This is a genomic window from Streptomyces sp. AJS327 (assembly GCF_013450295.1).
Lineage (GTDB): Bacteria > Actinomycetota > Actinomycetes > Streptomycetales > Streptomycetaceae > Streptomyces.
Genome location: NZ_SKBR01000003.1, coordinates 268,796 through 295,330 on the forward strand (window position 1 = coordinate 268,796; position 26,535 = coordinate 295,330).

21 protein-coding genes are annotated in these 26,535 nt (G+C 70.4%); 9 read left to right on the forward strand and 12 right to left on the reverse strand.

Going from position 1 to position 26,535, the window contains the following annotated elements; translation table 11 throughout:
• Positions 1 to 73: 73 nt before the first annotated feature.
• From gyrB to dnaA, 6 genes are all read right to left on the reverse strand, one after another.
• Positions 74 to 2,143 (reverse strand): DNA topoisomerase (ATP-hydrolyzing) subunit B, encoded by a 2,070-nt coding sequence (gene gyrB / locus E0L36_RS18545; RefSeq protein WP_180930250.1) that lies wholly within the window; start codon positions 2,141 to 2,143, stop codon positions 74 to 76.
• A gap of 1,082 nt (positions 2,144 to 3,225) precedes the next feature.
• Positions 3,226 to 3,792 carry a DUF721 domain-containing protein gene (locus E0L36_RS18550; protein WP_258016328.1) on the reverse strand — a complete coding sequence of 189 codons (567 nt, stop codon included), beginning with the start codon at positions 3,790 to 3,792 and terminating at the stop codon, positions 3,226 to 3,228.
• Entirely contained in the window at positions 3,785 to 4,918 is a 1,134-nt protein-coding gene (recF, locus tag E0L36_RS18555; RefSeq protein WP_180930251.1) for a DNA replication/repair protein RecF, read from the reverse strand. The genes E0L36_RS18550 and recF overlap by 8 nt, the downstream gene beginning before the upstream one ends.
• A 58-nt stretch (positions 4,919 to 4,976) precedes the next feature.
• Positions 4,977 to 5,855 carry a phosphogluconate dehydrogenase (NAD(+)-dependent, decarboxylating) gene (gnd, locus tag E0L36_RS18560; RefSeq protein WP_180930252.1) on the reverse strand — a complete coding sequence of 293 codons (879 nt, stop codon included), beginning with the start codon at positions 5,853 to 5,855 and terminating at the stop codon, positions 4,977 to 4,979.
• Positions 5,856 to 6,317: 462 nt separating this feature from the next.
• Positions 6,318 to 7,448: a DNA polymerase III subunit beta gene (dnaN, locus tag E0L36_RS18565; RefSeq protein WP_180930253.1), complete on the reverse strand. Its 1,131-nt coding sequence runs from the start codon at positions 7,446 to 7,448 to the stop codon at positions 6,318 to 6,320.
• Positions 7,449 to 8,899: 1,451 nt separating this feature from the next.
• Positions 8,900 to 10,867 carry a chromosomal replication initiator protein DnaA gene (gene dnaA / locus E0L36_RS18570; RefSeq protein WP_180930254.1) on the reverse strand — a complete coding sequence of 656 codons (1,968 nt, stop codon included), beginning with the start codon at positions 10,865 to 10,867 and terminating at the stop codon, positions 8,900 to 8,902.
• A 413-nt stretch (positions 10,868 to 11,280) separates the two neighbouring features.
• Between dnaA and rpmH the strand changes: the two genes are divergently transcribed.
• From rpmH to E0L36_RS18615, 9 genes are all read left to right on the forward strand, one after another.
• Positions 11,281 to 11,418: a 50S ribosomal protein L34 gene (gene rpmH, locus E0L36_RS18575; RefSeq protein ID WP_180930255.1), complete on the forward strand. Its 138-nt coding sequence runs from the start codon at positions 11,281 to 11,283 to the stop codon at positions 11,416 to 11,418.
• A 24-nt stretch (positions 11,419 to 11,442) separates the two neighbouring features.
• Complete coding sequence (rnpA, locus tag E0L36_RS18580) at positions 11,443 to 11,811, forward strand: ribonuclease P protein component (RefSeq protein ID WP_180930256.1); 369 nt, start codon at positions 11,443 to 11,445, stop codon at positions 11,809 to 11,811.
• Positions 11,808 to 12,098 (forward strand): membrane protein insertion efficiency factor YidD, encoded by a 291-nt coding sequence (gene yidD / locus E0L36_RS18585; protein ID WP_180930257.1) that lies wholly within the window; start codon positions 11,808 to 11,810, stop codon positions 12,096 to 12,098. The genes rnpA and yidD overlap by 4 nt, the downstream gene beginning before the upstream one ends.
• A gap of 3 nt (positions 12,099 to 12,101) precedes the next feature.
• A complete protein-coding gene (gene yidC / locus E0L36_RS18590) occupies positions 12,102 to 13,334 on the forward strand; it encodes a membrane protein insertase YidC (protein WP_180930258.1) in 1,233 nt (410 codons plus the stop codon).
• A gap of 20 nt (positions 13,335 to 13,354) precedes the next feature.
• Positions 13,355 to 13,861 carry a R3H domain-containing nucleic acid-binding protein gene (locus tag E0L36_RS18595; RefSeq protein ID WP_180930259.1) on the forward strand — a complete coding sequence of 169 codons (507 nt, stop codon included), beginning with the start codon at positions 13,355 to 13,357 and terminating at the stop codon, positions 13,859 to 13,861.
• A complete protein-coding gene (gene rsmG / locus E0L36_RS18600) occupies positions 13,858 to 14,607 on the forward strand; it encodes a 16S rRNA (guanine(527)-N(7))-methyltransferase RsmG (RefSeq protein ID WP_180930260.1) in 750 nt (249 codons plus the stop codon). Before E0L36_RS18595 ends, rsmG begins: the two co-directional genes overlap by 4 nt.
• Before the next feature lie 402 nt (positions 14,608 to 15,009).
• The gene (locus E0L36_RS18605) at positions 15,010 to 16,065 is read left to right on the forward strand and encodes a ParA family protein (protein ID WP_308416830.1); all 1,056 of its coding nucleotides are present in this window, start codon (positions 15,010 to 15,012) and stop codon (positions 16,063 to 16,065) included.
• Complete coding sequence (locus tag E0L36_RS18610) at positions 16,058 to 17,260, forward strand: ParB/RepB/Spo0J family partition protein (protein ID WP_180930261.1); 1,203 nt, start codon at positions 16,058 to 16,060, stop codon at positions 17,258 to 17,260. The genes E0L36_RS18605 and E0L36_RS18610 overlap by 8 nt, the downstream gene beginning before the upstream one ends.
• A gap of 82 nt (positions 17,261 to 17,342) precedes the next feature.
• On the forward strand, positions 17,343 to 17,960 hold the full coding sequence (locus E0L36_RS18615) for a GNAT family N-acetyltransferase (RefSeq protein WP_180930262.1): 618 nt from the start codon (positions 17,343 to 17,345) through the stop codon (positions 17,958 to 17,960).
• 191 nt (positions 17,961 to 18,151) lie between these two features.
• Here E0L36_RS18615 and trxA read toward each other — a convergent pair whose 3' ends face one another.
• The 6 genes from trxA to murJ form a co-directional block, all read right to left on the reverse strand.
• The gene (trxA, locus tag E0L36_RS18620; RefSeq protein ID WP_180930263.1) at positions 18,152 to 18,478 is read right to left on the reverse strand and encodes a thioredoxin; all 327 of its coding nucleotides are present in this window, start codon (positions 18,476 to 18,478) and stop codon (positions 18,152 to 18,154) included.
• Positions 18,479 to 18,565: 87 nt separating this feature from the next.
• Positions 18,566 to 19,546 (reverse strand): thioredoxin-disulfide reductase, encoded by a 981-nt coding sequence (gene trxB, locus E0L36_RS18625; protein ID WP_180930264.1) that lies wholly within the window; start codon positions 19,544 to 19,546, stop codon positions 18,566 to 18,568.
• A gap of 120 nt (positions 19,547 to 19,666) precedes the next feature.
• Positions 19,667 to 20,815: an anti-sigma factor gene (locus tag E0L36_RS18630; protein WP_180930265.1), complete on the reverse strand. Its 1,149-nt coding sequence runs from the start codon at positions 20,813 to 20,815 to the stop codon at positions 19,667 to 19,669.
• On the reverse strand, positions 20,812 to 21,543 hold the full coding sequence (sigM, locus tag E0L36_RS18635; protein WP_308416831.1) for an RNA polymerase sigma factor SigM: 732 nt from the start codon (positions 21,541 to 21,543) through the stop codon (positions 20,812 to 20,814). The genes E0L36_RS18630 and sigM overlap by 4 nt, the downstream gene beginning before the upstream one ends.
• 64 nt (positions 21,544 to 21,607) lie before the next feature.
• Positions 21,608 to 23,635 (reverse strand): hypothetical protein, encoded by a 2,028-nt coding sequence (locus E0L36_RS18640; RefSeq protein WP_374705572.1) that lies wholly within the window; start codon positions 23,633 to 23,635, stop codon positions 21,608 to 21,610.
• A 325-nt stretch (positions 23,636 to 23,960) separates the two neighbouring features.
• A complete protein-coding gene (gene murJ / locus E0L36_RS18645; protein WP_180930267.1) occupies positions 23,961 to 26,534 on the reverse strand; it encodes a murein biosynthesis integral membrane protein MurJ in 2,574 nt (857 codons plus the stop codon).
• Position 26,535 lies beyond the last annotated feature (1 nt).

The following is a 26,535-nucleotide window of genomic DNA, read 5'->3' on the forward strand; positions in this document are numbered from 1 at the left end:
TCCAAGTCCTTGTCTCGGTGCGGCGCTTACCTGCGTCCGCGGATCGCTGCCGTCGGGGACGGGGCGGGCGCGCTCAGATGTCGAGGAACCGGACATCCTTGGCGTTGCGCTGGATGAAGGAGCGCCGGGCCTCGACGTCCTCGCCCATCAGGATGGAGAAGAGGTCGTCGGCCGCCGCGGCGTCGTCCAGCGTCACCTGCTTCAGCACCCGGTGCTCCTGGTCCATGGTGGTGACCCGCAGTTCCTCGGCGTTCATCTCACCGAGTCCCTTGAAGCGCTGGATCGAGTCGTCCCGGATCCGCTTGCCCTGTTCCCGGCCGAGCTGGATCAGACTGTCCCGCTCCCGGTCCGAGTACGCGTACTGGTGCTCGTCCCGCCCCCACTTGATCTTGTAGAGCGGCGGCTGGGAGAGGAACACGTGACCGTGTTCCACCAGCGGGCGCATGAAGCGGAACAGCAGGGTCAGCAGCAGGGTGTTGATGTGCTGGCCGTCCACGTCCGCGTCAGCCATCAGAATGATCTTCTGGTAGCGGAGCTTGCTGATGTCGAAGTCCTCGTGGATCCCGGTGCCGAAGGCCGAGATCAGCGCCTGCACCTCGGCGTTCTGGAGGACCTTGTCGATCCGGGCCTTCTCCACGTTCAGGATCTTGCCGCGGATCGGGAGGATCGCCTGGAACTCCGGGTCCCGGCCGGACTTCGCCGAACCACCGGCCGAGTCACCCTCGACGATGAAGATCTCGCACTGCTCGGGGTCGTTGGACTGGCAGTCCGACAGCTTGCCCGGCAGCGACGCCGTCTCCAGCAGGCCCTTGCGGCGCGTCAGATCGCGGGCCTTGCGCGCCGCGACCCGCGCGGTCGCCGCCTGGATGCCCTTGCGGATGATGTCGGCGGCCTCGTTCGGGTTGCGGTCGAGCCAGTCGCTCAACTGCTCGTGAACGATCTTCTGCACGAAGGTCTTCGCCTCCGTGTTGCCCAGCTTCGTCTTCGTCTGACCCTCGAACTGCGGCTCGCCCAGCTTCACCGAGATGATCGCCGTCAGCCCCTCCCGGATGTCCTCGCCGGTGAGGTTGTCGTCCTTCTCCCGCAGCAGCTTCTTGTCCCGCGCGTACCGGTTGATGAGCCCGGTGAGCGCCGCGCGGAACCCCTCCTCGTGGGTGCCGCCCTCATGCGTGTGGATGGTGTTGGCGAAGGAGTACACGCCCTCGCTGTACTGGCTGTTCCACTGCATCGCGATCTCGGCCGAGAGCATCCGCTCCTTGTCCTCGGCGTCGAAGTCGATCACCGTGGGGTGGATCAGCTCGCCCTTGCGGGAGTTGAGGTAGCGGACGAAGTCCGAGATCCCGCCCTCGTAGTGGTAGCGGACGGCGTTCTGGTTGCCGTCCTCGTCCACGTGCTCGGCGCGCTCGTCCCGCAGCGCGATGGTCAGCCCCCGGTTGAGGAACGCCATCTCCTGAAAGCGCCGCGCCAGCGTCTCGAACGAGTAGTCCGTGTTCTCGAAGATGTCCCCGTCGGCCCAGAACGTGACCACGGTGCCGGTCTCATCCGTCGCCTCGTTCCGCTGGAGCGGAGCGGTCGGGGTGCCGAGCTTGTAGTCCTGCGTCCAGCGGTAGCCGTCCCGCTTGACCTCGACGGCGACCTTCTGCGACAGGGCGTTCACCACCGAGACGCCCACGCCGTGCAGACCACCGGAGACCGCGTACCCGCCACCGCCGAACTTGCCGCCCGCGTGCAGCACCGTGAGCACCACCTCGACCGCGGGCTTCTGCTCGGAGGGGACGATGTCCACCGGGATGCCCCGGCCGTTGTCCACGACCCGGACCCCGCCGTCCGCGAGCAGCGTGACGTCGATGGTGTCCGCGTGGCCGGCCAGCGCCTCGTCCACGGAGTTGTCCACCACCTCCTGTACGAGGTGGTGCAGACCACGTTCGCCGGTCGACCCGATGTACATCCCGGGGCGTTTACGGACCGCGTCCAGCCCTTCCAGGACGGTGATCGCACTGGCGTCGTACGCCGACTCACCGGCGTCACCGGGATCCTCGGGGACGGGTACCGGCACGGCGGCGCCGTTCTGCTCGGAGAGGTTCTGCTCGTTCTCGTTGAGATCGCCGGAATCGGCCACGAAGCGCCCTTTCTGGCACAGCACAGGCCGTCTCCTGGACATGGTGGAGCGGCTGCGTCGTTCGACATGTTCCGCAACGGGGCGGCTCACTCCAGTGTACCGGTGGCGGACATGTGAATGGGGGTTTGCCGGTACCTGAGCCCGCACGTGCCGCCTTCAACCGGCCTCCGCCGACTCCCCATATGCACTCCGGGGTGCCAAGAGGCTCACACGGGCGCTCAGCGCTTCCGCTGTCAACGCTCCCGTACCGTGAGCGCACTCACGCAACCCGTGACAGCACCCCGCCGTCAAACAACGACACATCGGGACAAGAGACACACCTCCCGGAAGGGAGGCGGATGACACCACCCGCACCGTCCCCGGCACCCCCGATCCGAGGCAGAACACCCCGGCGGCACCGCCGAGCCCACCCACCGTCGGAGAGCGTGGCCCACACCACAGCGCCGCCCTCCCCGACCCGCTCCCCGCCCTCACTCTCCGGGGGAACCGCGCTCACTCTCCGGGGGAACCGCGCTCACCGTCCGCGCCCACGGCACCCACACACCCCAACCCCTCGAACACATGCCGCGATCCACACGTCACTCTCCGGAGCGGCGGCGGCGAACGGACGTCCCGGGCACGGCCCGCGCGCTCACGAGCGCGCGCGCTCACGGGGAGACCGCGGGAGACGGGATGGGTGGTTGGGCGACGTGGGCGGGTCAGCGGGACGGCCGCGGGACGGGTGAGCGCCGGGCCGAGGACGGGCGGGAGCGGTCGGGCCGAGGCAGGTCCGGAGACAGACTGGAGACAGACTTGGAGGCGGGGCGGGAGACGGAGGGGGCGCCAGGTCGGGGCCCACTGGGCGACCGGGGGCCGCTGGGTCGCGGTGCGCGGACGCGTATCCCGACGGACGCCCGATCGGCGGGACGCGCCCGCCACGGGCCCGGTCGGCCACGGCGGCTACCCACCCACCACGGATCGGCCCCACCAGCGCGCGCCTCCCACCACCCGCCGTGGGGGCGTGCTCGACGCCGCTCAGCGCCGCCACGGGCCGCGCGGCCCAAGGAGACGCAGCGGAGGGGGAGTTCCACGGAAGGCAGCCGCCACCGGCGCGGGCCGGAGTCGCGTCACCCGTAGGTGTCGCCGGGGCCCCGGCTCCCCGGAGCCCGCAGCGGCCCGTACCCCCGGCTCGGCGCCTCCGGACCGCGCACCCGGATACTGCGCACCGTGCCCTGCCCGAGGTCCTCGTTGAGCCTCGCCACCAACTTTGGTGCCAACAGGCGCAGTTGGGTCGCCCAGGCGGTGGAGTCACAGCGCACCCGGAGCAGCCGCTCCTCCTCGTCGTACCCCAGGGGCTCGCAGTGCTGCGCGATCTCCGGACCCACCAACTGCGGCCACCGGCCCATCACTCCGCCGACCGCGGCCGGGGCCTCCCAGCCCCGCTCCTCGATCAGCCGGTGCACCGCCGCGCCCAGCGGCAGCGGGTCCCGCCCGTCCCTCCGGGCACCGGAGCGCAGCCCGCCGCGCCGCGCCTGGCGGCGCTGCTGCGCCTCCGCGCCGCGCTCCCTGGCCTTCTCCTTCGCCGCGCGCAGCGCCACCCGCGCCAGATCGACGCCGGACGGGGCCGCGGGCTCGCCCTCCCCGGCGCCCTCCGGACGCTCCAGGTCACCGCCGCCGGGCCGCGCGTCACTCATCGCGGGTCACCAGCCCCTCGGCCACCGAGAACCGGGCCCCGGTCAACTCCCCTGGCACGTCCTCCTCGGCGGCGGCCGTCACCAGCACCTGCTCGGCGTCGGCCACGAGTTCCGCGAGCCGGGTACGGCGCCGCGCGTCCAGCTCCGCGAACACGTCGTCCAGCACCAGCACCGGTTCACTCCCCTCCGCACGCAACAACTCGTACGAGGCCAGCCGCAGCGCCAGCGCCAGCGACCAGGACTCGCCGTGACTCGCGTACCCCTTGGCGGGCAGCCCACCGAGGCTCAGCAGGAGTTCGTCACGGTGCGGGCCGACCAGCGTCACCCCGCGCTCCACCTCCCGGCGCCGGGCCTCCGCCAGCGCCGCCAGCAGCCGCTCGTACAGCTCCGCTGGCGGTGTCTCCACCGTCGGGCCCTCGCCCGCCACGCCCCGGTACTCCAGTTCCACCGGACCGCCGCCCGGTGCCACCCGTTCGTACGCGGAGTTCACCACCGGGCCGAGCGCCGCCACCAGTTCCAGGCGGCGGCTCAGCAACTCGGCCCCGGCGCGCGCCAGATGCTGGTCCCACACGTCCAGCGTCGAGAGGTCTGCGCCGCGCCCGCCGTGCCGACGGGCCATCGCCGCCGTCTTGAGCAGCGAGTTCCGCTGCTTGAGCACCCGGTCGTAGTCCGCGCGCACTCCGGCCATACGGGGGGCCCGCGCCACGACCAACTCGTCCAGAAAACGGCGCCGTTCACCCGGGTCGCCCTTGACGAGGGCGAGGTCCTCCGGCGCGAACAGCACCGCGCGCACGATGCCCAGCACGTCCCGTGGCCTGACCTGCGCGGAGCGGTTGATCCGCGCCCGGTTCGCCTTACCCGGGTTCAGCTCCAGCTCGACCAGCTGCTGCCGCTCGCCCTGCCGGACGGCGGCCCGCACCACCGCGCGCTCCGCGCCCTGGCGGACCAGCGGGGCGTCCGCCGAGACCCGGTGGCTGCCCAGCGTGGCGAGGTAGCCCACCGCCTCCACCAGGTTGGTCTTGCCCTGGCCGTTCGGGCCGACGAACGCCGTCACACCTGGCTCCAGCGCCACCTCGGCCCGGGCGTACGAGCGGAAGTCCGCCAGCGAGAGATGTGTCACGTACACGTGTCCGGCTGGCCTCCCCTGTGCCCCGTCCTCGCGCGCCGTGCCCGGCGGCGGCGCGTTACTCCGTGCTCCGCACCGAGTGGCCGCCGAACTGCTCACGCAGCGCGGCGATCATCTTCATCTGCGGCGAGTCCTCCTGCCGGGAGGAGAACCGGGCGAAGAGCGAAGCGGTGATCGCGGGCAGCGGCACCGCGTTGTCGATCGCCGCCTCCACCGTCCACCGGCCCTCGCCGGAGTCCGCAGCATAGCCGCGCAGCCGCGCCAGGTGCTCGTCGTCGTCCAGCGCGCGGACCGCGAGGTCGAGCAGCCAGGAGCGGATGACCGTGCCCTCCTGCCAGGAGCGGAAGATCTCGCGGACGTCCGTGACGGACTCCTCCGCCTCCAGCAGCTCCCAGCCCTCGGCGAACGCCTGCATCATCGCGTACTCGATGCCGTTGTGGACCATCTTCGCGAAGTGCCCGGCCCCGGCCCGGCCCGCGTGTACCGCGCCGAACTCGCCCTCGGGCTTGAGCGCCTCGAAGATCGGGGCGACCGCTTCGACGTGTGCCGACTCCCCGCCGTACATCAGGGCGTAGCCCAGCTCCCGGCCCCAGACGCCACCGGAGACACCGCAGTCCACGAAACCGATACCGCGCTCGCCCAGCTCCCCCGCGTGCCGTTCGTCCTCCGTCCAGCGGGAGTTGCCGCCGTCCACCACCACGTCCCCGGGGGAGAGCAGCTCGCCCAGCTCCCCGATGGTGCTCGCGGTCGCCTCCCCGGCGGGGACCATGACCCACACCACCCGCGGGGCGCTCAGGTTTTCCACCACCTCGGCGAGGCTGTGGACATCGGCGAGATCCGGATCCCGGTCGTATCCGACGACGGTGTGCCCGGCGGCGCGGATCCGCTCGCGCATGTTGCCGCCCATCCTGCCGAGACCGACGAGTCCGAGCTCCATCTGTGCCCCTTCGCTTACCTATCGCGACCTGCGGCGCGTTCCTCCTGGTTCACACCACGGGTGAGCGTACGCGGTCCACGTGGATGGCTGGAAAGGCCTGTGGACAACCACGCCGGTGCGGCCACCTGACGGGGGCGTCTTCCAGCAGGCGGCCCCGGAGGACGGGACGAGCGGTGGAGAATCGGCCAGCGGCCCGCCACGGAACGCCGACGGTGGCGGTGAGAGGCATCGGACGTCAGCGGTGGCTGGCGGGAACCAGCCACCGCGAACCGCTGTCAGCTACCACCGGCCGCCGTCCCGCCCCGGGTGGCTGCCCGGAGGCTCCGGTCGGCGACCCTGGCGGGAAGCTCCCGCCGCGAGCCCTGACCGAAGCTCCGACAGGAGAGACCACGGACGGACCGAGCACGCCGGAGACGAGCGGAGTTGGCCGACGGCGGCTGCGCTCCCCCGTCCCGGCCCGGGTCAGCCAGAGAGCCGTACGGGCATGATCAGGTACTTGTACGCGTCGTCCGCCTCGGCGTCCTTCGCCGGGCGGCCGCTGAGCAGCGCGGGCTTGGTCGAGGTGGTGAAGGAGAGCTGCGCCACCGGGGAGTCGATCGCGCTCAGGCCCTCCAGCAGGAAGCCGGGGTTGAAGGCGATCGAGATGTCGTCGCCCTCCAGGTCGGCGTCCACCCGCTCCACAGCCTGTGCGTCGTCGCTCGACCCGGCCTCCAGCGTCAGCACGCCCTGCTCGAAGCTCAGCCGAACCGGGGTGTTGCGCTCCGCGACCAGCGCGACCCGCTTGACGGCCTCCACGAACGGGGCCGTCTCGATCACCGCGACCGAGTTGAACTCGGTCGGGAACAGCGTGCGGTACTTGGGCAGATCACCCTCCAGCAGCCGCGTGGTGGTCCGGCGGCCGGCGCCCTCGAAGCCGATCAGGCCCTCGCCGGTGCCGGAGCCGGAGAGCGCCACGGTGACGCTGTCGCCACCGCTCAGCGACTTCGCGGTGTCCAGCAGGGTCTTCGCGGGCACCAGCGCCACGGCGGAGAGGTCGGAGGTCTCCGGCTTCCACAGGAACTCGCGCACGGCGAAGCGGTAGCGGTCGGTGGAGGCGAGCGTCACGGTGTCGCCCTCGATCTCGATCCGGACGCCGGTGAGCACCGGAAGGGTGTCGTCCCGCCCGGCGGCGACCGCGACCTGGCCCACGGCCGCGGCGAAGACCTCGCCGGGCACGGTGCCGGTGGCGGTCGGCATCTCGGGAAGCGCGGGGTACTCCTCAACCGGCAGGGTGTGCAGCGTGAAGCGGGAGGAGCCGCAGACCACGGTGGCGCGCACACCGTCTGTGGAGATCTCGACCGGGCGGTTCGGCAGGGAGCGGCAGATGTCGGCCAGCAGCCGGCCGGAGACCAGCACGGTGCCGTCCTCCTCGACCTCGGCCTCCACCGAGACCCGGGCGGAGACCTCGTAGTCGAAGCCCGAGAGGCTCAGCGAACCGTCCTCAGCCCGGAGCAGCAGCCCCGCCAGCACCGGCACCGGAGGGCGGGCCGGGAGGCTCTTGGCCGTCCAGGCCACCGCCTCCGCGAGAACGTCGCGCTCTACCCGGATCTTCACCTTCAGCCGCCTCCTGCTGTCGCTGGCCGCTCGCCCCGTGGGACTCGTGTCGTCGTGGCCGTCCTGTACCGCCGTCTCCGGCTGTTGCCGGTCCCCAGTCTGACGCACACCACGGACAGCCGGTGCGGGCGTGCGTCAAGTCGGTGCTCGGTGGGTAGAACGCCGCAGCGCCGAGTTGTGCACAGCCCCCACTTCGAAGCGATTCCCGGGCTCTCTCCGTGTAGTCGTAGTAGTAGGGCTTGTGGAAACCGTGGATAACGTTGTTTCCGCAGGTCATACCCGGTTTTTTGTCCACCGGTGCTTGTGGGTCGAGCAGTGGACAGAGGGCCGTTCCTGTGGACGGTGGAAAGTTCTGCACAGCCGATTCACAGGCAGGGACGACTTCCCCACAGGCCGAGGGGCCCTTATCCCCACCTTGCCCACAGGGCAAACCCAGGCCGCACTGTGACGGCTTTCACTCGGATCAGTGAGGCAGCGCGTAACGTTGCCGAACAGTGGACAGAGCTGTGGAGAAGCTGGGGACAACTCCCTGAACCCTGTGGGCGGCCGGTGGACAGCGCATCGCTCTCGCTGGCTGCCCGATACACCCTCCACATCATGTGGAAACCCGGGGCCCACAAGTCCACAACCCCCTGACCTCCCCTTACTGATCATCAAGCTCCCACCTGTGGACGCGAGATGGGACAACCTGCGTGGTCCCCACCGTGTGGACGGCGCGGAGCGCCCAAAGTTGTGGACATCCTCGCTGAACCCCGTTGGATTCGAACGGCGATCACCGTTACGGGGCGCGAACGACGATCGCCCGCACCGGAGTTGCTGCCGCCCAGACCGGCTCGCCCTGCCGCTCTCCTCTCTCCGCTCCTCCTCCGCCCCTCCCGCACCCGCGTCCGCTTCTCCGCCTGCCACGCCGTCCGCCACCTGCCCTGACACCCTCAACCGCGCCCCGTCACCGCCGTCTTCTCCCCTTCATCCGCGCTCCGCGCTGCTCCGCCGTGCTCGACTCCCGCTTCCCCGTCCAACCGTCGTGCGGAGGGAGCGACGGAGGATCGACGACGTCCGCCGGTGCTGGAGTGCCGCGTCGCGAGGACGGCCAGGCGGAGCGACCGCGGGCCAGCCGCCGCGAGAACCGCGAGCCTGGGCACCTCGCACCGTCCGGCGGACAGGACGGTGACGGCGCGGCCGGAGCCGGGGCCATCGGGACCACCGGGCGCGCGTAGGGCGCCCGCGGCCGGAACGGACGTCAGGGGAGAGAGCGGGGTTCGCTCGGACAGCCGCGCATCGCGGCGCCGGAGCCCGCGGATCGCCGTGCCTCCGGGGCCTGTTGACGACCGGACGTGTACCGGGATCGGCATGACCAGCAGACCGGTGAGCGGGCAGGCAGAGCGGGCCGGGGGTGCGCGGGGGCGGACCGGGCGGTGATCTCGTGTGCGGCGGTACCGCCGCACACGGCGTCAGGCGTTCTTGATGCGGTTGGTCAGCTCGGTGACCTGGTTGTAGATGGAGCGGCGCTCCGCCATCAGCGCGCGGATCTTGCGGTCGGCGTGCATCACCGTGGTGTGGTCGCGTCCGCCGAACTGCCCGCCGATCTTGGGCAGGGAGAGATCGGTCAACTCGCGGCAGAGGTACATCGCGATCTGCCGGGCCGTGACGAGGATCCGGCTGCGCGAGGAGCCGCAGAGGTCGTCGACGGTCAGCCCGAAGTAGTCGGCGGTGGCGGCCATGATCGCGGGGGCGGTGATCTCCGGTGTGGCCTCCTCGCCGCCGGGGATCAGGTCCTTCAGCACGATCTCGGTCAGGCCGAGGTCGACGGGTTGCCGGTTCAGACTGGCGAAGGCCGTGACGCGGATGAGCGCGCCCTCCAGCTCACGGATGTTGCGGGAGATCCGCGAGGCGATGAACTCCAGTACCTCCGGCGGGGCGTTGAGCTGTTCCTGTACGGCCTTCTTCCGGAGGATCGCGATACGCGTCTCCAACTCCGGTGGCTGTACGTCGGTGATCAGGCCCCACTCGAAGCGGTTGCGGAGCCGGTCCTCCAGTGTGACCAGGGCCTTGGGCGGCCGGTCGCTGGAGAGCACGATCTGTTTGTTCGCGTTGTGCAGGGTGTTGAAGGTGTGGAAGAACTCCTCCTGCGTGGACTCCTTGTCCGCGAGGAACTGCACGTCGTCGACGAGCAGGATGTCCATGTCGCGGTAGCGCTTACGGAAGGTGTCCGCCTTGCCGTCGCGGATGGAGTTGATGAACTCGTTGGTGAACTCCTCGGAACTCACGTAGCGCACGCGGGTTCCGGGGTAGAGGCTGCGCGCGTAGTGGCCGATGGCGTGCAGCAGGTGGGTCTTGCCGAGCCCCGACTCCCCGTAGATGAAGAGCGGGTTGTACGCCTTGGCCGGAGCCTCCGCCACCGCCACCGCGGCGGCGTGCGCGAAGCGGTTGGAGGCGCCGATGACGAAGGTGTCGAAGAGGTACTTGGGGTTCAGCCGGGCGGTGGGCTCACCGGGACCGGTGGCGGGCGCGGGCTGCGCGGCGAGCGGGCCGGGGGCGCCGCTGGGGGCCGGAAGCTGGGACGGGCCCTCGTAGGGCGGTGCCGGTGGCTGGCCCTGCGGCGGCATGTGGTGCTGACGGCCGTGCTGGTCGTACTGGTGCTGCGGGCCCTGGTGCCCCGGGCGCTGGTGGCCCTGGGGCGGCTGAGGCCGTTCGTACCGTTGGTCGTACTGCTGCTCGTAGTTCTGGTCGTAGCCCTGCTGGTCGTAGCGCTGCTCGTACCGCTGGGGGGCGCGCTGCGGGGGGACCTGCTGGTCGTAGGGCGACGGTGAGTAGGACTGCGGTGACTGGTGGTTCCGGGGTGGGGTCTGTGGCCAGGACCCGGGCGGCTGGTGTCCCTGCGCGCCCTGGGGGCCGGGGGCGTTCTGGTGCGGTGGCCGGTCGTAGGGCTCGTAGGGCGCTTCGTACGACTGCTCGTACCGGTGCGGGCCCTGCGGATAGTCCTGATAGCCACCGCGAGGGGGCGGCAGTTCCTGCTGACCCGGGTGGTGGTCGTACTGCGCCTCGAAGGTCTCGGGGTCCCGCCCTGCCGGGCCGTCCGGTGCCGGACCGCGTGGGGCGGAGTGGCCCTCGGCGGGTTCGGCTGGTTCACTCGCCTCTTCCTCGGGGGTGGCGGGCCCGGTGACGGTGACGGCGATCCGGATCGGCTGCTGGCACTCCCGCCGGAGGGCGTCACTGATCATGGGAGCGAGGCGCCCCTCCAGGACGCCCTTCGCGTACTCGTTGGGCACGCCGAGCAGGGCGGTGCCGGAGACGAGCACCAGCGGCTGGCACTCCCGCAGCCAGCGCTGGTCCTTCGCCTCCACCCCCTGACTCCCGGAGAGCAACTGCTCCAGCACGCGTGGCCACACTGCGGCAAGATCGGCAGGCAGGTCAGCCACGGGTCACGCTCTCTCACTCACTGGAAGGGGTCGCTCGGTGAAGGAGACCAGATCCCACGAATGTGTGTCTCTCGGGACGGTCGGGAAGGAAGGGAAGTTCAGCCACGGTAGTCAGCCGCGCAGTCACCATTCAAGTCGTTGTCCACAGGCTGTGCACGGAGTGGGTGCGGGCTGTGCCGGACCCGCTCTGGTTTGACCGGGTGGCGAGGCCGCGCGTACCGTAACGAGGTCGAGTTGTCGACGGCTGCTGCCGCCTGCCTCCGATGGGCACGATCACGGGGTGATCCCGGCCGATCAACGCGGTACTCACCCCGGCGTTACGAGCTGCTCGTGGGCGCACGGTGACAGCCAGTCGACTCCCCACAGGCGTCCCGTGGTGAGCACGGGACTCGAAGTATTCCTGGAGCCCCCGAGTGAGCAAGCGCACCTTCCAGCCGAACAACCGCCGCCGCGCGAAGACCCACGGCTTCCGGCTGCGCATGCGGACCCGCGCCGGTCGCGCGATCCTCGCGAACCGTCGTAGCAAGGGCCGTAGCCGCCTGTCGGCCTGAGCAGCCTGACCACAGGTCCATGCCGTGCTGCCTACCGAGAACCGGCTGAGGCGGCGCGAGGACTTCGCGGAGGCGGTACGCCGGGGACGCAGGGCCGGGCGCCCGCGCCTCGTCGTTCACCTCCGCAGCCGCCAAGACCCGCACCCGGCGGGGGACGAGGTTCCCCCGCCGCGTGCGGGTTTCGTCGTGAGCAAGGCCGTGGGCAACGCCGTCGTACGCAACCGCGTGCAGCGGCGCCTGCGCCATCTCCTGCGGGACCGACTGGAGCGCCTGCCCGCCGGTAGCCTGGTAGTGGTTCGGGCGTTGCCCGCCGCGAGTGAGGCGGACCACAGCGCGTTGGGACGCGATCTCGACGCCGCGCTTCAGCGGTTGCTGGGAGGGCCTTCACCATGAAGTACCCGCTGCTCTGGCTGATCAAGCTGTACCAGTGGACCATCAGTCCGTTGCTCGGACCGGTGTGCCGGTACTACCCGTCCTGTTCGCACTACGGGTACACAGCCGTCCATCGGCACGGCGCGGTGAAAGGGACGGCACTGACGGCCTGGCGCATTCTGCGCTGCAACCCGTGGTCGCCCGGTGGCGTCGATCACGTCCCCGCCCGGAAGCACCCGGTATGGCATCAGCGGATCCGCTACCGCTGGCAGCAGCACCGGACCCAGTCCAACGCCCAAGGAGCCTGATTCGTGGACACGATCCTCGGTCCTCTCTATACCGTTGTCTCCTGGATCATCGTCCAGTTCCACTCGCTGTTCAGCCTGGTTTTCCATGAGGACAGTGGTTGGGCCTGGGGTCTGTCCATCATCTTCCTGGTGGTGCTGATCCGGATCGCTCTGATCCCGCTCTTCGTGAAGCAGATCAAGGCCACGCGCAACATGCAGGCGATCCAGCCTCGGATGAAGGCGATCCAGGAGCGCTACAAGAGCGACAAGCAGCGTCAGTCCGAAGAGATGATGAAGCTGTACAAGGAGACCGGGACGAACCCGCTCTCCAGCTGTCTGCCCATCCTGGCGCAGTCGCCCTTCTTCATCGCGCTCTTCCAGGTGCTCAACCACATCGCTGGCAACCGGCCGGTCGGCGTGCTCGACGCCAGCCAGGTGGACAGCGCGCGGAACGCCAACATCTTCGGTGCGCCGATCGCCGCCAAGTTCATGGACGGCTCGGAGAAGGTCGCCGAACTCCAGTCCTCACTGACCGATGTCCGCGTCGTCACGGTCATCATGATCGTGCTGATGTCGCTGTCGCAGTTCTACACGCAGCGGCAGATGATGACGAAGAACGTCGACCTCACGGTGAAGACGCCGTTCATGCAGCAGCAGAAGCTGCTGATGTACATCTTCCCGGTCATGTTCGCGGTCTTCGGCATCAACTTCCCCGTCGGCGTCCTCGTCTACTGGCTGACCACCAACGTGTGGACCATGGGTCAGCAGATGTACGTGATCAAGCGCAACCCCACCCCCGGCTCCCGTGCCTTCCAGGAGCGCCAGGACAAGCTGCGCGCCAAGGGCAAGCTCAAGGAGGACCCGGAGGAGGTCGCGGTCCGCGAGTCCGTTGACGCCGCCCGCGCCCGCCGCCAGCAGCCGAAGCGGCAGACCAAGGCACAGCGCCAGACCGGTACCACCGCCCAGGGCAAGCAGTCCGCCGAGCAGCCGGCGAGCGACGAGTCCGGGGATGCGGAGACCCCTCCGGCGAAGCAGGGCCCGAAGGCTGGTCAGGGTCCCAAGGGCGGCCAGGGCCAGAAGCAGGGTGGCAAGCAGGGCCAGAAGCCGGCGCAGGGGCAGAAGCAGAGCGGTAAGCAGGGGTCCAAGGCGGCACAGCAGGGCGGGCAGAAGTCCGGTCAGAAGCAGGGCCAGAAGAAGTCCGGGCAGCAGCGGAAGGGCGGCGGCCCGCAGCGTTCCAAGCACCCGTCCAAGAAGTGAGCGCAAAGGAGTCCCAGGCCGTGACGGATACCACTGCGGCAGAGAGCACCGAGACCGACCCCCTGTCCCGTCTTGAGCAGGAAGGCGAGATCGCGGCCGACTATCTGGAAGGGCTCCTCGATATCGCCGACCTGGACGGTGATATCGACATGGATGTGGAGACCGACCGGGCGGCCGTCTCCATCGTCAGCGAGGGGTCCGGCCGAGATCTGCAGAAGCTGGTCGGACGGGACGGCGAGGTGCTGGAGGCGCTTCAGGAGCTGACCCGCCTCGCGGTACACCGGGAGACCGGCGACCGCAGTCGGCTGATGCTGGACATCGCCGGGTTCCGGGCGCGGAAGCGCGCGGAGCTGGCGAAGGTGGGGGCCGAGGCGGCGGAGGAGGCCAAGAGCACGGGGCAGCCCGTCAAGCTCCAGCCGATGACGCCCTTTGAGCGCAAGGTCGTGCATGACGCGATCAAGGAGGCCGGGCTGCGCAGCGAGTCCGAGGGTGAAGAGCCGGAGCGCCGGGTGGTCGTGCTGCCGTGACGGAGCAGGACGACGAAGCGGTGGAGCTTCCCCCCGCGCCAGCCGCCGCCCGGGAGGTCTTCGGTGACGCGCTCCCGACCGTGCTCCGGTACGCGGAGTTGCTGGCGGACGCCGGGGTGCGGCGCGGTCTCCTCGGGCCGCGGGAGGTGCCGCGGCTCTGGCAGCGGCACCTGCTGAACTGCGCGGTCCTCTCCGACATCGTGCCGGAGGGGGTGACCGTCTGCGACGTGGGCTCCGGCGCGGGGCTGCCCGGGATCCCCCTGGCCCTGGTGCGTCCGGACCTGGAGATCACGCTGCTGGAGCCCCTGCTGCGGCGGACGACCTTTCTCCAGGAGGTCGTGGAGCTGCTGGGGCTCGACCACGTGACCGTGCAGCGGGGCCGGGCGGAGGAGGTACTGGGCACCCTGGCGCCGGTTCATGTGGTGACGGCGCGGGCCGTGGCGCCGCTGGATCGGTTGGCGGGCTGGGGCGTCCCCCTGCTGCGACCGTACGGGGAGATGCTGGCGATCAAGGGGGACACCGCTGCCGAAGAGCTGAAGGGGGCGCGAGCGGCCCTCCAGAAGCTGGGCGTGGTGGAGACCGAGGTGGTGCAGGTCGGTTCCGGTGTGGTCGATCCGCCTTCCACGGTGGTGCGAGCGACGGTTGGGGAGAGCCCGGGCGGGGTGCGGTTCGCGGCCAAGCGGGCCAAGGCCGCCAAGACCGCTCGCGCGGGGCGGACGCCCCGGGGGGCCCGCCGCCGCCGCTAGGACGAGCCGGATGCCGGCTGAGCCGTGACAGAACCCGTCCCCTAGGGGGCGGGTTCTCTCTGTGTCCGAGGCGGGCCGGCCGCCCTTTGGTGAGGGGTTCGGAGAGCCAGCGAGGTGTCGCCACCGGAGAGGCCAGGGGGGCAGCCGATCGACCCCGTGGCTACTCCAGGGACGTTGTTGGCGAGGTCCCGACGGAGTGTCGCGGGGGAAGCCCTCGGCGGTACGTGCATCGTGTTTCACGTGAAACGCCGCTCACTGCTGCAAGGAATCATCAGTCGAGGTCGAGCCGCCACCGGACCCCGTGGACGTGCCGCTGCGCGGCCCGCGGAGAGCAAGTCGCCCGGTACCGGGCGGGATTCATCCACAACAGAGTGGGGCTCGCTGGTTCGCGGGGCTCCCGACATGGCAGGCTCTTCCCCTAGAGAGCCTGATGTCGAGGAGAGTGAACCGTTGCGGTCCGACGCCCATACTGCGGGACCGATGGCCGATCCGGTCCCCGGCCCCCGTTCAGAACCGGTGGAGGTTTCACGTGAAACTCCACCTCCGATGGACGATACGCCGATCGGCCGCGCTGCCCAGCAGGCCGTCGAGGCGATGAACCGTGCTGGGGAGGGTCTGCCCCGGCCGGAGCGGACCCGGGTGATGGTCGTCGCCAACCAGAAGGGTGGTGTGGGCAAGACCACCACCACGGTCAACCTGGCGGCGTCCCTCGCTTTGCACGGGGCCCGCGTCCTGGTGGTGGACCTGGACCCGCAGGGCAACGCGTCCACCGCCCTCGGTGTTGACCACCATTCCGAGGTGCCCTCCATCTATGACGTGCTGGTGGAGAGCAAGCCGCTAGCTGAGGTCGTCCAGCCGGTGCCTGATGTGGAGGGGCTCTTCTGCGCGCCCGCCACCATCGATCTCGCGGGCGCGGAGATTGAGTTGGTCTCACTGGTCGCTCGGGAGAGCCGCCTTCAGCGGGCACTTCAGGCGTACGAGCAGCCACTGGACTACATCCTGATCGACTGCCCTCCGTCGCTGGGGTTGTTGACGGTCAACGCCTTGGTGGCCGGGGCCGAAGTGGCCATTCCCATTCAGTGCGAGTACTACGCGCTGGAGGGCCTCGGACAGCTGTTGCGGAACGTCGACCTGGTGAAGGGGCATCTGAACCCCGCCCTGCACGTGTCGACCATCATCCTCACCATGTACGACGGCCGGACCCGCCTGGCTTCCCAGGTGGCAGAAGAGGTGCGGGGCCACTTCGGCAAGGAGGTGCTGCGGACCAACATTCCCCGTTCGGTCCGAATCTCCGAGGCCCCCAGCTACGGGCAGACGGTGCTCACCTACGATCCGGGCTCCAGCGGCTCGCTGTCGTATCTGGAGGCCGCCCGGGAGATCGCGCTCCGGGACCCGAACGCGCGACAGGACCAGCAACAGCAGCAGCTTGGCAGCGGTGTGGAGGGGCTCAGTGAGTGATCGACGCAGGGGGTTGGGACGCGGACTCGGGGCGTTGATCCCGGCGGCCCCCAAGGGAGCCGACGAGCCGGACGCTGCTGGCTCCGGAGAGAGTGCGGGAACGCCGACGGCGGTGCCGGTGCTCACGCAGGGGCGGGAGGGGCGGGGTGTCGCGGCGGCCAAGGTGACCGCGTTGCCGCAGGACCCGGTTCCACGTGAAACGGCAGACGTCGAGGCGCCCCTGGAGCAGGCGCCAGAGGACACCGGAGTGTCGGCGGTGTCGCAGGCGCACTTCGCCGAGGTGCCGCTGGACGCCATCACGCCCAACCCCCGGCAGCCGCGTGAGGTGTTCGATGAGGACGCGCTCAGCGAACTGGTGACCTCGATCAAGGAGGTGGGTCTTCTCCAGCCCATCGTCCTACGGCAGTTGGGGCCGGGCCGTTATGAACTCATCATGGGGGAACGGCGCTGGCGTGCCTGTCGTGAAGCTGGCCTGGAGCGCATCCCCGCGATCGTCCGGAAGACCGAGGACGAGGAGCTGCTGCTGGACGCGCTGCTGGAGAACCTCCACCGCGCGCAGCTGAATCCGCTGGAAGAGGCCGCCGCCTACGACCAGTTGCTCAAGGACTTCAACTGCACGCACGACCAGTTGGCGGACCGCATCGGACGTTCCCGGCCCCAGGTGTCGAACACGCTACGGCTGCTGCGGCTCTCCCCCTCGGTCCAGCGGAGGGTGGCGGCCGGGGTGTTGTCGGCCGGTCATGCCCGGGCGCTGCTCTCTGTTGAGGATGGTGAGGAGCAGGACCGGCTGGCGCATCGGATCGTCGCCGAGGGGCTGTCCGTGCGCGCGGTCGAGGAGATCGTGACACTGCTCGACGCCAAGCCGAAGGCCAAGAAGGCCAAGGGACCCCGGGCTGGGGCCCGGGTCTCCCCCGCCTTGGAGCACCTCTCCGGCAGGCTTTCGGACCGCTTCGAGACGCGGGTGAAGGTCGACCTCGGGCGGAAGAAGGGAAAGATCGTCGTGGAGTTCGCTTCCATGGAGGACCTGGAGCGGATTCTCGGGCAGCTTGCCCCTGGAGAGGGCCGGGTTCTGGAGACGCAGCTGACCCAGGAGTCGGACGAGGACGGCGAGGAGCTGGAGCTGGCGGCGGAGCAGGAGACGCTGCTGGACGAGGATTCCGCGTCGGATATGGGCGCCCGTCGCCCGCCTGAGTAGGGCCCGTCCGGCGTCTGTGCGAAAGCTTCCGGGCGCCGGTCAACCCACGGACGAGCTGTCGCCCCATGGCTAGGATGGTGCCATGGGGCGACAGCTCGTTCCGCTCACTTTGGACACCCTCCCGCACCTCCCCGACCCATGCGCGGAGTGTGCCTTCTGGGAGCTGGATCCGGTCCGGGGCGAGGAGGCAGCCGGGGCGGGGCAGTCCGCACGGGAGAAGGAGTCCTGGCTCTCCTCGGTGCTGCTGCGGTGGGGCTCCTGCGGGCGCGTGGTCTATGTGGACGATCAGCCCGTGGGGTTCGTGCTCTACGCACCGCCCGCCTATGTTCCGCGCTCCGCCGCCTTTCCCACCAGTCCGGTCTCCCCGGACGCGGTGCAGTTGATGACGGCGCGGCTGCGGACGGAGTACCAGGGCCAGGGGCTGGGCCGCGTCATGGTGCAGACGGTCGCGAAGGATCTGCTGCGACGGGGCGTCCGGGCGATGGAGGCGTTCGGGGACGCGGACTGGCGTCGGCCCGCCTGCGTTCTGCCAGCCGATCACTTGCTCGCGGTGGGCTTCAAGACGGTGCGTCCGCATCCCGTCTTTCCGCGACTGCGGCTGGAGTTGCGGTCCACTGTCTCTTGGCGGGAAGACGTGGAGCGGGCACTGGATCAGTTACTGGGCGCGGTGCAGAAGGATCCGGTGCCGAGACCCCTGTGAGGCGGTGTGTGTCACGGTCTGCGGTGGCGGCCGGGCGGACCGAGGTGGGTTTCACGTGAAACGGATGGTTGGCCGCACCCGTCGTGGTCCGTGCGGAGGGAGAACCGGGACAACGAAAGAGCAGCCGGCCCGCGAGGTGCGGGGTCCGGCTGCTCTTGCTGAGGTGACGCAGCGCTGAGCGTCGTGATGGCTCAGAGGAACTCGGCGAGGTCCTTCTCGATGGCGGCCTTCGGCTTCGCGCCGACGATGGTCTTCACGACCTCGCCGCCCTGATAGACGTTCATCGTGGGGATCGACATGATCCCGTACTTGGCGGCGACGGCCGGGTTCTCGTCGATGTTGAGCTTGACGACGGTCAGTCGCTCGCTGTGCTCGGCCGCGATCGCCTCCAGCGACGGGGCGATCTGGCGGCAGGGGCCGCACCAGGCGGCCCAGAAGTCCACGAGCACGGGCTTCTCGCTGTTGAGCACGACCTCCTCGAAGTCGGCATCGGTAGCGGTCACGGTGGCACCGGCCATGGTGTCTCTCCTCTTTCCTGGATTTGCTGGGATCGTCAGCGATGGGGTGTGCGGGGTGTCTCTGCTGGGCGGGTAGTGCTGGCGCGGTCAGACAGCCGCGGTCTGCTTCTCCGCGGTGGCGTTCTCGGAGTCACCGGCGAGGGAGGCGAGGTAGCGCTCCGCGTCGAGGGCGGCGGAGCAGCCCGTACCCGCGGCGGTGATGGCCTGGCGGTAGGTGTGGTCCACGACATCGCCCGCGGCGAAGACGCCGGGGATGTTGGTCCGGGTCGAGGGCGAGTCCACCTTGAGGTAGCCCTCCTCGTCGAAGTCCAGGATCCCCTCGAAGAGTTCGACGCGCGGGTCGTGGCCGATGGCGACGAAGAGACCGGTCACCAGGAGATCGGAGGTCTCGCCGGTGGTGGTGTCGCGTAGCGTCAGCCCGGAGAGCTTGTTCTCCTTCTCGTGGATCTCGGCGACCTCGCTGTTCCAGGCGAACTTGATCTTCGGGTCGGCGAAGGCGCGCTCCTGCATCGCCTTGGAGGCCCGGAGGCTGTCCCGGCGGTGCACGATGGTGACCGAGCTGGCGAAGCGGGAGAGGAAGGTGGCCTCCTCCATCGCTGTGTCCCCACCACCGACGACGACGATGTCCTGGTCCCGGAAGAAGAAGCCGTCGCAGGTGGCGCAGTAGGAGACGCCGCGTCCGGAGAGGGCGTCCTCCTTGGGAAGCTCCAGCTTGCGGTGCTGCGATCCGGTGCTGACGATGATCGTCTTTGCGCGGTGAACGGTGCCCACCGAGTCGGTGACAGTCTTGATCTCACCGGACAGGTCGACGGCGGTCACGTCGTCGGGCACCAGCTCCGCGCCGAAGCGCTCCGCCTGGGACCGCATGCTGTCCATGAGGTCCGGACCCATGATGCCGTCCTGGAAGCCCGGGTAGTTCTCCACCTCGGTGGTGTTCATGAGCGCACCGCCCGCGGTGACGGAGCCCTCGAAGACCAGCGGCTTGAGGGAGGCGCGGGCGGTGTAGAGCGCCGCGGTGTAGCCAGCGGGGCCCGAGCCGATGATGATGACGTTGCGGACGTCGCTCACGGGAGTCTTCCTTCTCTGCCGACTGCATTCCGGGGGCTGCTCGAAGCGTTCACCCCGTCTAACGGATCCTACGGGCCATACATTCCCTCCGGGGGTATATGGTCCTGCGGAAATCCTGAATCAGCGGCGATCGAAGGTGCGCTTCACCAGAAGCTTGCCGGGTGCTCCCGGGTCGGTGCAGGCCGAGATGAGGTACGCGTCGACGCGGCGGTCGTCCACTTTCTGGCCCTCGCCGGAGGGGCGGTGGGGCAGCACCAGGAGGAAGCCGGTGTCGTCTCCGTGTGACGCGTTTCGCTCGAAGGCGAGCGGGGTGTCCGAGCGTCCGGCCCCGTCCAGAACGCACTGCGGAGCGGCCGCGAGCCGGGTGGATCCCTCGTGATTGTCCTCGGCGGGACTGCTCTGCCGGGTGTCGATGTCCTCGGAGGGCTGGGAGGCCTCCCGGCCTGACCCGTTCGAGAGCAGAGACCGGACCTCGCGTTCCAGGGCGGCATCGTGATTCACCTCGTCGGCCGCTGCGTCCGGAGCGTCTGAGGCGGCTTCGGGGACCGGCGAGGAGTTCAGCGTCGCCATGAGCGCACCCCCGAGCCCGAGCAGGGCCAGGGCGCCCGCCGAGGTGAGGATGACGCTCCACCGGCGACGTGATCGACGCGTGGGACGACCCGGCCCAGTGCTCCCCCGGGGGCGTCCCGCCGGACGGTCAGCCGCACTCCGCCGTGGAGCGAGCGCGTCGGTTTCCGGCGTGGGCGCTGTTTCACGTGAAACGGCGAAGTCGTCCGAGGTGGTCGTGCCGGGGAGTTCGGAGGACAGCGAAGGCGCGTCCGCGGTGGACGACGGGGTGTGGCCCTCCGAGGTGATCTGCTGTGTGACGCCCGGTGTTTCACGTGAAACCGGAGAGTCGGTGATCTCCCCAGGCGCTGGTTCGGCGGCCAGGGCAACGTTGATCCGGTCCGCGATATCGGACGGCATCGGCGGCGGCTCGGGTAGGTCGCCCAGCGCGAGGCTGATCTCCGTGAGAGCGGAGCGCGTCTCCTCGCACGGCTGGCAGCAGGCCAGGTGCGCGCGCACCTGTTCGGAGCGGGGCGAGGGGAGCAGGTCTTCCGTGTAGTCGGAGATCTCGTCGATCTCGGGGTGCTGGTGGACGTCCCCGCCGAGAGAGACGTCTGACGGCTGAGAGGTGGGGGTGCTGGCAGGTCCGGCCGATTCCTCTGGGCTCTCCGATCCGGAGGGTGGCTCGGGAGGTACGTCGGATGAGGACGGTGTGGATGTCACGACTGCGGCCCTCCCTTCACTGCTCCCGACTCCCCGATGTCATCGGCGTTGCCTCTCGCGGATGGGACGGATGTCCCTCGAATCCGGTTCCTTCCCTCGGTGCTCCCCGGTTTCTCCGCGGCGTTCCGTTCCGGCCGGAGATGGCTGAGGAGCGGCAGTAGCCGTGCGCGGCCCCGGGCGCACCTGCTCTTGACCGTGCCGACGGCGGTGCCGAGTACCTGTGCCGCTTCGGCGACCGGATAGCCCTGCATGTCGACCAGGACGAGCGCTGCGCGTTGGTCCACCGGCAACTCCGTGAGCGCGGCGATCAACTGCCGGTGGAGATCCTGCCGTTCCGCGGGGGCGGCGGCCGACTCCTGGGGTTCCAGGAGCTGGTCGAGTCGCTCGGTGTCGTCGGTCAGGGAGGTGCGGCGGGTGGCTGCCTTCCGGGCCCGGTCGAGGCAGGCGTTGACGGTGATGCGGTGCAGCCAGGTGGTGACGGCTGACTGGCCGCGGAAGGTGTGGGCGGAGCGGAACGCGGAGACCAGGGCGTCCTGGACGGCGTCGGCGGCCTCTTCCCGGTCGCTGAGGGTGCGGAGGGCGACCGCCCAGAGCCGATCCCGGTGGCGGCGCACGATCTCCCCGAAGGCGTCACGCTCGCCGTTGACATGGCGAGCGAGCAGTTCGCGGTCAGTGGCCTCCACCAGGCTCTGCCCATGCGGTGCGGGGAGCGCCGTCTCCTCGCTCACCGCGCCCCTCCCGTCCGCTCGGCCCGCCGTGGGCGTTGGCCCGTGGCGTTGCCCCTGATCTGGTTCAGCTGGAGACCTCTATCTGAGTGATCCGCCCACGGTAGTCGCCGTTCTCCGTGAGGGGGAGCTTGGTGAGCCACACCAGCGCGTACTGGGTTTTGACCGGCTTCTTGGGCTTCAGGGAGACGCGTTCGCCGGAGCCGCTGGTCACCTTCGAGAATCCGCTCAGGGAAGTCGGCATGCCGGTGGCGCTCTCCGGGGCGGCCCGCAGATCGGCGGAGGTCCGGCCCATGAAGGTGACCTTGACCTCGCTGACCTTCTGGAGCTTGCCGAGATCCAGGATCAGGCCGACGCCCGACTTGAGGTTCCCGAAGTTGGGCTGGCCGTAGTACTTGCTGGTGAGCCAGTAGGTGTCGGACTTGCCGTCGATCGCGTCGCCGACGCCCTCGGGGTTCTCTCCCCCGTCGGAGCCCTCCGGGTCGAAGTCCTTCACTCCAGCGATCTTGACGGGCTTCCCCTTGGGCGCTTCTCCCTTGCCCTGGGTCGGCCCCGGCTTCTCGGGCTGGGAGTCGCCCTTGAGGAGCGCGTCCGCGATCTGCCAGCTGCCCAGGCCGAGCGCGACGATCAGCAGAGCGGAGACGCCCCACTTGAGGATGCGGCCGGTACGTCCGGGGAGCGTCGGGGGCGCCGTTGGTTCGCCACCGTGGTGAGGTGCGGTGCCGTGTGGGGCGGTCGGCGCCCCTCCGGGGCCGTAGGCGCCCTGCTGGAAGGTGGTGCGGTGGTAGGGCGGCGGGGCGGTGTAGGCGGGCTCGGGCGGGCGGATGCGCGGGATCGCGGAGACGGCCTTGGCCAGCTCCTCCGGTGTGGCGCAGGGCTGTTCGTGGCGGGAGGCGGTGGCGCCCTCGTTGATGAGCGCGCGCATGGCGAGGTCGGAGAGCCCACGGTGGACGCCGGCCCGGACCTGCTCGGGCGCGACCAGCGTGCCCTTGGCGAGGGTGCCGACGCCGGGGAGTCCGTAGGCGTCCTCGTCGTACGGCCAGCGAGTGGTCAGCGCGGCGTAGAGCAGCGCGCCGATCGCCTCGGTGTCGACGCGTGACGGATCCTCGCTGGTCACCCCGCGCAGGGCGGCGTTCACCGCGAGGCCGCGAACGCGGTACTGGCCCATGCCGGTGCGCAGCACGGTGGTGGGGTTGAGGCGCAGGTGGGCGAGCCCTTCGCGGTGTGCCGCGGAGAGCGCCTGGGAGAGCTGGCTGACGAGCTGGTACGCCTCGTGGGAGGGGAGCGGCCCCTCGGCGAGCAGTTCGCTGAGCGGGGTGGCGTCGGGCAGCCACTCGTGGACGATCTGGACGAGGCCGTTCTCCTCCACGGCGTCCAGAACCTGCACGAAGCGAGGATCGCCGAGGAGCGCGGTGGAGCGAGCGGCGGAGAGCACGCCGCGTGCCCTGGGGTGTTTGGCGGACAGCAGGTGGATGCCGACGGCCCGGCGCAGCTTCTCGTCGACCGCTCGCCAGCTGCTGAAGCCGTCCAGCCGGGTCAGGCACTCCTCAAGGCGGTAGCGGCGGTTGAGCTTGTGGCCGCTGTGCAGCTCCGGCGGTTCGGGGATGGCCTGCTGTCCGGTGGTCTCGCCGCGAGCGGGGCGTCCGGCGTCGCGGGTGGTGTCCTCGCCGGTTCTGGAGGTGGTGGCCTCGGAGGTCTCGGCGGGCGACGACCCGGGGGCGGTCTCACCGGGTGCGGTGGACGCGTCGGCGTCCTTCTTCGGCTGTTCCTCGGTGAGTTCGGCGGACTCGGTCGCTTCGACGGACTCGGCGGGTTCCGTGTCCGTCGACTCGTCGCTGTCGGCGGGGGCGGAGACGCTGCCCTGTCGGGACGCGTCCCCGGTGGCCTCGGAGCCTCGGGCCGGGGAGGTCTCTGTCTCGCCGCCGAGGGTGGGCTCGGTGTCACCGTCGGTGAGAGTAGATCCGCTGTCGGCGGGCTGCTCCGATCCGGTGAGGGGGATCGGGTCGGTACCGGGGGTGTGGGGTGACTCGGGGGGGTCCGGATGGGCGGTGGTGGGCTGCTCTTCGGCCTGCTCAGCCGGGGAGGAGGCGCCCACCGCCGTCTGCTCGCCGTTGCGCTCGCGCCCGTCCGTCCCACCGTCGGTCGTGGCCCCGCCCGGGGCTTCGCGTCCCCCGGGGTTCTCCGGCGCGGTCAGCTGTTCGCTGCCCGAATCGCCGGACTCGGCCACGTCGACAGCAGCTGTGCTCCGTTCCGCCACTGTCGTTCCTGCCTCCCCATCCGTTGCAGCCATCCGTGAAACAGGCTGAGACAATTGTGCCCACAGACCGCCGCTATGCACGACACACAGTGGCGGCCCCGGGTTGTACGAGGTGGTGCGAGGGGTGCGTCACACGGACGACGGGCCTCGCGAACCGGAAGCCCTAGCGTCCGAGACGGGCGCGCACCATGCCGAGCATCGCCGTCATCTCCTCGATCCGCATGCGCTTCGCCGCTAGGACGAAAACCACGGCCAACGAGATCCCTCCGCCGATCAGCGCCGCCGAGGAGCCGAGGAATCCGCTGCCCAGCGCCTGTGTGATGCCCCAGGCGGCGGCGCCAGCGGCGAGGGCCGCCGGAACGCTGGCCCCGGCCAGCCGTACGTAGGTGCGCAACACCCGGGGGCCGTCGAGGTCGCCGCCGAGGTCCCGGCTGAGCCGTCGCCAGGCGATGCCGACGCCGATCAGGTAGGCGAGGCCGTAGGAGGCCGCCATGCCGACGACCGCCCAGCGGGCGGGCAGCATCAGGTAACAGAGGGCGGAGGCCGCCGCGTTGACGGCGGCGACGATCACCGTGTTGAAGAACGGGGTGCGGGTGTCCTCGTAGGCGTAGAACGCTCGCAGCACCACGTACTGCACGGAGAAGGGGATCAGCCCGACGCCGAAGGCCATCAGGGTGTAGCCCATGGCCTGGGCCTGGTCGAGTCCGGAGGAGCCGTAGATGAAGGTACACATCGGGATGCCGAGGGCGACCAGGCCGAAGGCGATCGGCACGATCGCGACCGCGGAGTTCCGCAGACCGTGCGAGATGTCGTCGCGGACGGCTCCGGTGTCCCCGTCGTGCGCGGCCCGGGCCAGGCGGGGGAGCAGCGCCGCCATCACCGAGACGGTGATGATCGACTGCGGCATGTTCCAGATGAGTTGGGCCTGGGTGTAGGCGGTGTACCCGGTACCGGCGAAGCCCGCGTCGGCCGCCGCCGCGCCGGAGGCGGTCGAGAGCTGGGTGACGACGACCACTCCGGCCTGGTTGGCGAGGACGAAGAGGATGGTCCACTTGGCGAGCTTCGCGGCCTTGCCGAGGCCGTGGCCGCGCCAGTCGAACCGGGGCCGCACCCGGAAGCCGGTGGCGCGCAGGTAGGGGATCATCGCCAGCGACTGGACGATGAGGCCGAGTAGCGTGCCGACGCCGAGGAGCCGGACACCCTCCGGGGGGATGGAGGAGACCGTCATCCGGGAGTCGCCGGAGGTGCCGTACACCCAGAGGAAGAGGCCGATGGTGGTGATGATGACGATGTTGTTGAGGACCGGCGTCCACATCATCGCGCCGAACCGGCCGCGGGCGTTGAGGATCTGGCCCATCACCACGTGGATCCCCATGAAGAAGATCGACGGTACGCAGTAGCGGATGAAGGTGATGGTCACTTCGCTGGCGGCGGCGTTGTTGGCCAGCGGCATCGACATCATCGGCAGCAGGACGGGCGCGGCGAAGACCGCCGCCAGGGCCAGCACTCCGAGGATCACCGCGACCAGCGTCAGCAGGCGGTTGGCGTAGGCCTCACCGCCGTCCTCGTCCTCCTTCATGGCCCGCACCAGTTGGGGCACGAAGACCGAGTTGAGCCCGCCGCCGACGGTCAGGATGTAGATCATCGTCGGCAGGGTGATGGCGGTGGTGTACGAGTCGCCCAGCATCGCGGCGCCCAGCGCCGAGACGATCATGGCGGATCGGACGAACCCGGTGAGCCGGGACACCATGGTGCCCGCCGCCATGATGGCGCTGGACTTCAGCAGCCCGCCGCCGCCGGACGAGGCGGAGGGCGGCGGCTCCTCCGGCTCCCCGCGGGCGTCGTCCGACGCGGACGGTCCGGGCGGCCCCGGCGGCGTGGGGGGCGGGACCGGCGGGGTGCCGACCGGCCCTCCGGGGGGCACCGGGCCGGTCCCGGCGCCGGTCGGCCACTGCTGTCCGGGGTGGCCGGGCTGCCCCTGCGCCTGCCCCGGATACGCCGCGGGGTGTCCCGGGTGGCCGGGCCCGCCGGGCTGTTCCGCGTACGCGTCGGGCTGCCCGGGCTGTCGTGGGTACCGCTGACCGGGCTGGCCGTACGGCGGCTGGTCCGGGAAGGGCTGGCCGGGGGGCGCCGCGTAGCCCTGCTGTGGCTGCTGGCCGGGGGTCTGTGCGGGGCCGGGGTAGGGCGAGTATCCCCACTGGTCGTGCGGGGACTGGGGGGCCTGTCCCGGATGCGCCGTGGGGTGGGTGGGTCCGGGCGGGGGCTGGTACGGCCCGGGCGCGGGAGGCTGCGCGGGCTGGCCCTGGTCGCGGAAGAGGTGCGCGAACGCGTCGTCCTGACCCGCCGGGCCGCTGGGTGTGTGGCGGGGTCCGGTTCCCCGGGGCGAACTGAGCGCCCCGTCCGTTCCGAGGTACTGGGTGTCGTCGGACCGTGGACCGTACGGGTCGGGCTGACCGGCGGGGTCCGGCTGGCCGTGGGGGCCGGGCTGCTGGTACGGCCCGAGGTACTCCGGTGCTCCCGGCACGGGCGGGTGCTGCGGGGACGCCGGTCCGGGGCCCGGCTGGTTCGGGTAGCCGGGCACCTGGCCGTAGGGGTCGGGCTGGCCGGGGTACTGGGGCGAGGGCGTGTGGGGCTGATACGGATCGGCCGGGTAGCCGTCCCCCCGGTACGGGTCGTCCGGCTGGTACGGGCCCTCCTCGGGCCTCTGACGCCGGTCGCCGTCGTACGGCGCGTTCATC